Source organism: Streptomyces boncukensis (assembly GCF_011045075.1).
Classification (GTDB): domain Bacteria; phylum Actinomycetota; class Actinomycetes; order Streptomycetales; family Streptomycetaceae; genus Streptomyces; species Streptomyces boncukensis.
In genome coordinates this window covers 1-5,623 of the sequence record NZ_JAAKZZ010000478.1, presented here as the reverse complement: position 1 = coordinate 5,623, position 5,623 = coordinate 1, and the positions used below count along the sequence as shown (strand labels likewise).

The window sequence follows — 5,623 nt, the reverse complement described above, 5'->3', positions numbered from 1 at the left end:
GGCTGCGGGAGCCGCCGGGGCGGCGGACTGCTCCGTCGGGGGCTGCTGCTTGCGGGGACGGCGCTTGGTGGAGCCCGAGGACACCCCGTAGCCGACCAGGACCGGCTGCCGGCCCCCGCCCTCCGCCTCGCCGGACCCGGACTCCCCGGCAGGGGCGGCGGCAGGCTCGGGCGCGGGCGCGGGCGCCTCGGCGGCCGGAGGGGCGACAGGAGCGGCGCCCGGCTCGGTGTCGACGGTGATGATCGGCGTACCGACGTCCACCGTCGTCCCCTCCTCGAAGCGCAGCTCGTGCACCGCGCCGTCGAAGGGGATGGGCAGCTCGACCGCTGCCTTGGCCGTCTCCACCTCGCAGACGACCTGGCCGTCCGTCACCGTGTCACCGGGTTGGACGTACCACTTGAGGATCTCCGCCTCCGTCAGTCCCTCGCCCACGTCGGGCATCTTGAACTCGCGGATACGCGTGGCACTGGTGGCACTGTCAGTCATCGTCACGGCTCTCCTCAGTACGCCAGCGCGCGGTCGACGGCATCGAGCACCCGGTCCAGGTCCGGCAGGTACTCGTCCTCCAGCCGGGCCGGGGGATACGGCGCGTGGAACCCGCCGACGCGCAGGACCGGTGCTTCCAGATGGTAGAAGCACCGCTCCGTGATGCGAGCGGCGATCTCCGAGCCGCTGCCGAGGAAGACCGGGGCCTCGTGCACGACCACCAGGCGGCGGGTCTTCTCGACCGACCGCTGCAGCGTGTCGAAGTCGATCGGCGAGATGGTGCGCAGGTCCACGACCTCCAGCGCGTGGCCCTCCTCCTCGGCCGCTGCCGCCGCCTCCTGGCAGACCTTCACCATCGGGCCGTAGGCCGCAAGGGTGAGGTCGGTGCCCTGGCGGGCGACCCGCGCGGTGTGCAGCGGCGCCGGGATGGCACCGGTGTCGACCTCGCCCTTCTCCCAGTAGCGCCGCTTGGGCTCGAAGAAGATCACCGGGTCGTCGCTCTCGATGGCCTGCTGCATCATCCAGTAGGCGTCCGAGGCGTTGGACGGCGAGACGCACTTGAGCCCGGCGACATGCGCGAACAGCGCCTCCGGGGACTCGCTGTGGTGTTCGACGGCACCGATGCCGCCCGCGTACGGAATGCGGATGACGACGGGCAGCTTCACCTTGCCGAGAGCCCGTGCGTGCATCTTGGCGAGCTGGGTGACGATCTGGTCGTACGCCGGGAACACGAAGCCGTCAAACTGAATCTCGACTACCGGGCGGTAGCCGCGCAGTGCGAGCCCGATGGCGGTGCCGACGATGCCGGACTCGGCCAGCGGGGTGTCGATGACCCGGTCCTCGCCGAAGTCCTTCTGCAGACCGTCGGTGACGCGGAAGACACCGCCCAGCTTGCCGACGTCCTCGCCCATGACGAGGACCTTGGGGTCGTTGTCCATGGCGCGGCGCAGCGACTCGTTGATCGCCCTGGCGAGCGGCAGCTTGGTGGGCTGGTTTGGCTGGGTGGGCTGGGTCGTGGCGGACATCAGCGGCCCTCCTCGGACGAGTCGGCGAAGGACGCGAGATAGCCGGCGTACTGGGCGCGCTCCTCGTCGACGAGCGCGTGGCCGTCCGCGTAGACGTTCTCGAAGATCGCCATCGAGTCGGGGTCGGGCATGGTGCGGATGGCCTCGCGGACGCGGACGCCCATCTCGTCGCTCTCGCCCTCGATGGCGGCGAAGTAGTCCGCGTCGGCCAGCTTCTCCCGCTCCAGATAGCTGCGCAGCCGCTTGATCGGGTCCTTCGCCTCCCACTCGGCGCGCTCCTCGTCGCTGCGGTAGCGCGTGGGGTCGTCGGAGGTGGTGTGCGCGCCCATCCGGTACGTGAACGCCTCGATCAGCATCGGGCCCTCGCCGGAGCGGGCGCGCTCGGCGGCGGCCCGGGTCACCGCGAGGCAGGCCAGCACGTCGTTGCCGTCCACCCGGACGCCGGGGAAGCCGAAGCCCTGGGCACGCTGGTAGATCGGCACCCTGGACTGGCGCTCGGTGGGCTCGGAGATGGCCCACTGGTTGTTCTGGCAGAAGAACACGACCGGCGCGTTGTAGACGGCCGCGAAGGTGAACGCCTCGGCCACATCGCCCTGGCTGGAGGCGCCGTCCCCGAAGTACGCGATCACCGCCGAGTCGGCGCCGTCCTTCTGGACGCCCATCGCGTAGCCGGTCGCGTGCAGCACCTGGGAGCCGATCACGATCGTGTAGAGGTGGAAGTTGTTGCTGTTCGGGTCCCAGCCGCCGTTGTTCACGCCGCGGAACATGCCGAGCAGCAGCGTCGGGTCCACGTCCCGGGTCCAGGCCACGCCGTGCTCGCGGTAGGTGGGGAAGACGTAGTCGTCCGGGCGCAGCGCGCGGCCGGAGCCGATCTGCGCCGCCTCCTGGCCGAGCAGCGAGGCCCACAGGCCCAGCTCGCCCTGGCGCTGGAGCGCGGTGGCCTCCGCGTCGAACCGCCGGGTCAGCACCATGTCGCGGTAGAGGCCGCGGAGCTGTTCGGGGGTGAGGTCGACGTCGTAGTCCGGGTGCTGGACCCGTTCGCCCTCGGGGGTGAGCAGCTGGACGAGCTGCGGGCCGTCCGCTGCGTCCGGGCCGCCCTGACCGCTCCGGCGGGGCTTGCGCGCCTGGCCGCGGGCGCCGCGGGTGGTGGTGCCTGTGGTGCGGGTGCTGCTCTTCGCGGCCTTGCGGGAGGTGGTCGCGGGGGACCCGGTGCCCGCGGGCTCGGCGGGTGCCGCCTCGGCGGGTGCCGCCTTCTTGCCCGCGCCCTTGCCGGCGCCCTTGGCTGCGCCCTGGCCGGTCCCCTTGGTGGCGCCCTTACCTCCGGTACCGCTGCGGCGCGTGGGCGCGGTGCTGGCGCTCCGCGCGGCAGTGCTCTCCACGGTCACGTGTGCTCCTCCGTCTGTCCGGCCCCCGGGATTGCCGGTGACCTGGGGCTCCCCCGCCCTGGCAGCGGGGAGAGGCTCGCCCGGTCCGTCGCGGCGCACGGGGTGGCGGCGTCGCGTACGGCACCGGGCGGTGACTGCTGTCCCGGTCGCGACCCGCGCTCTGGGACGTCGCTCCGGAGCGCCCCTAGCCGTGGCCAGTACCTCCATAGACGCATGAAGCGCCCGTGACCTGCAAATTCACTCGGATATCCAACAAAGAAGCTGGAAATCCAAGCATCGCGCAGAATTCCGGGACAGTACTGGTCATGGCCGCGCGGGCCGCAGTCACCCGCACGTTAACCCGGGGAGCCAAAGCCCGGGAAGAGCTTCGAGAGGATCAGTATGTGAGACTGGCGCTGTGCCTGAAAACGGAAGTATCCGGGTTTTCCTGGTCGACGATCACGAGGTGGTCCGTCGCGGGGTGCACGACATGCTGTCCGTCGAACCGGACATCGAGATCGTGGGAGAGGCGGGGACCGCCACCGAGGCGATGGCGCGGATCCCGGCCGCCGGCCCGGATGTGGCGGTGCTGGACGTACGGCTGCCGGACGGCAGCGGCGTCGAGGTCTGCCGGGAGGTCCGCTCCCAGGACGAGAACATCCGCTGCCTGATGCTGACCTCGTACTCCGACGACGAGGCGCTCTTCGACTCGATCATGGCCGGAGCCTCCGGATACGTCCTCAAGGCGATCCGGGGCAGCGAGCTGCTGACGGCCGTGCGCGATGTGGCGGCGGGCAAGTCGCTGCTCGACCCGACCGCCACCCAGCGGGTGCTGGAGCGGCTGCGCACCGGCGGTCCCGCCAAACAGGACGACCGGCTCACGTCGCTCACTGAGCAGGAGCGCAGGATCCTGGACCTGATCGGGGACGGGCTGACCAACCGCGCCATCGGCGAGCAGCTGCATCTCGCCGAGAAGACGATCAAGAACTATGTCTCCAGCCTGCTCGCCAAGCTGGGCATGGAGCGCCGCTCGCAGGCCGCGGCGTACGTGGCCCGCATCCAGGCCGACCGCGAACGCCGCTAGAGAAGCCGGGAAACCGGGCACCGCTCACACCGGCACCGCTCACACCGGGTCCTGCGGCACTCCGCTGAAGCGGTGAACCGTGACGAACTCCGGCTCCACCCGCAGATAGACGGGGTCATACCGCTCACCGTCCGTACACGCCGAATACGGACCGAAGCGGATCAGCTGCGCGCCCGTCGGCTCGACCACCCGCGCCTCGCCCACGAACTGCACCGACCACACCTCGGTCGCGCCCGTATCGATGTTCCCCGCCTCGTACGCGACCACGGCGCCGTCCAGCGCCGTGTGGTAGCCGAAGCCCCGGTGGATGCGGATGACGACGCCGCCCGCGTCGACGATATGGCGGGCGACGGTCACGAACGGCAGCGCGTGCCGGCTCATCGCGACCCGGCCGTACCGGATGCCCGGCAGCAGACGCAGCGCTTCGGTGCGCTCGGCGCGCGCCGGGGTGTGTGGAGGCATTGCTCCAGCGTGCCCGCGCCGCGTGCGCCGGGCCAGGGAGCTAAGCCCCCGCTCCCCGGGCCCAAAGTCCTTTCCCGGCCCCCCGGCCCCGGCATCCGGCACCCGGCACCCGGCACCCGGGCGTCACTCGCAGAAGGCGGCCAGTACGTCCTCGTACCACTCGCTCCACCACACCACCAGCGCGGCCGAGGCGGGAAACTGCGGGTCGGCACGGACATCGCGCAGCTGGTAGTGCCAGCGCAGCATCCAGAAGTCGTTCAGCCGCTCCCACCACACCCGGTGCACCGCGGCGCCCAGCTCCTCCTCAGTGGCGTCCACGCTGCGGCGGTACGCGCGGGCGTACGCCCGGCACCGGCGCAGATCCAGCGTGCCGTCCGGACGGACAAAGAAGATCGCGGCGCCGCGTACCGCCTCCTCGGCGCGCGGCTGGACGCCCAGCCGGTCCCAGTCGAGGATCGCGACCGGCGCCTCCTCGCCGTCCGACCGGCCGTCCGTCACCCGGTAGAGCAGGTTCAGCGGGTGGAAGTCCCCGTGCACCCAGCCCGTGAACGGGTCGGGTACGGCGGGCGGGCGGCGGTGCGCGTAGCGGCGCAGCAGCGTGCGGCGCTCCAGCAGCCGGTGCTCGGCCAGCGCGTCGAAGCTGTCCCGGCGCCGGCGGGCCCGCACCCGCGCCAGCAGCTCGTCGATGAGCCCGTATGTGGCCTCCGGTTCGGCGCTCTCGTGGGTGGCCCCGTGGGGGCCCGGACGGGCCGGTATGACCTGGGCGAGGCGGGTGTGCACCTCACCGAGGAGCGTGCCCAGCCGACGGGACTGCGCGGCCGACAGCTCGCAGCCGTGCCGGTGCCGCCCCTCGATCCACGGGTGCAGCGCGTAGCACCTCTCGCCCGCCACCACGACCGTACGGCCCTGCGGGCTGGGCACGGTCGGCACCACCGGCAGGCCCAGCGCGCCCAGCCGGGCCGTGGCGTCGTGCTGCCGTTCGATACGGGCGAGCGCCTCGGGGTCGGCGGGGTCGCCGTCCAGGTGCTCCTTGAGGAAGAACCGGCCCCGGGTGGTGGCGAGCCGGTAGCCCCGGTTGAGCAGGCCCTGGGCCACCGGTTCACAGGACAGCGGCTCACCCGCGTCGTACTGCCGCAGCACGGAGCGGAGTGTGCGCTCGGTGGGGCGGGTGAGCCGGGAAATAGTGGAGGGGGCGGAAGGGC

The 5,623-nt window shown here is 71.9% G+C and carries 6 protein-coding genes; 1 reads left to right on the top strand and 5 read right to left on the bottom strand.

The annotated features are described in order from the left end of the window. From G5C65_RS30025 to pdhA, 3 genes are all read right to left on the bottom strand, one after another. Positions 1–486, bottom strand: a 486-nt coding sequence (locus G5C65_RS30025; RefSeq protein ID WP_338146732.1) for a biotin/lipoyl-containing protein, incomplete at its 3' end; no start/stop codon positions are given. A gap of 14 nt (positions 487–500) precedes the next feature. Beyond that, positions 501–1,511, bottom strand: coding sequence for an alpha-ketoacid dehydrogenase subunit beta (locus G5C65_RS30020; protein WP_165302196.1), 1,011 nt, complete (start codon positions 1,509–1,511; stop codon positions 501–503). After that, entirely contained in the window at positions 1,511–2,896 is a 1,386-nt protein-coding gene (gene pdhA, locus G5C65_RS30015; protein WP_165302198.1) for a pyruvate dehydrogenase (acetyl-transferring) E1 component subunit alpha, read from the bottom strand. The genes G5C65_RS30020 and pdhA overlap by 1 nt, the downstream gene beginning before the upstream one ends. Before the next feature lie 397 nt (positions 2,897–3,293). Between pdhA and G5C65_RS30010 the strand changes: the two genes are divergently transcribed. Further along, entirely contained in the window at positions 3,294–3,959 is a 666-nt protein-coding gene (locus G5C65_RS30010) for a response regulator (RefSeq protein ID WP_165302195.1), read from the top strand. A gap of 39 nt (positions 3,960–3,998) precedes the next feature. Here G5C65_RS30010 and G5C65_RS30005 read toward each other — a convergent pair whose 3' ends face one another. Both G5C65_RS30005 and G5C65_RS30000 read right to left on the bottom strand, forming a co-directional pair. Beyond that, positions 3,999–4,421 carry a pyridoxamine 5'-phosphate oxidase family protein gene (locus G5C65_RS30005; RefSeq protein WP_165302194.1) on the bottom strand — a complete coding sequence of 141 codons (423 nt, stop codon included), beginning with the start codon at positions 4,419–4,421 and terminating at the stop codon, positions 3,999–4,001. Between the two features lie 123 nt (positions 4,422–4,544). Continuing rightward, entirely contained in the window at positions 4,545–5,603 is a 1,059-nt protein-coding gene (locus G5C65_RS30000; RefSeq protein ID WP_165302197.1) for a phosphotransferase, read from the bottom strand. Between the last annotated feature and the right edge of the window lie 20 nt (positions 5,604–5,623).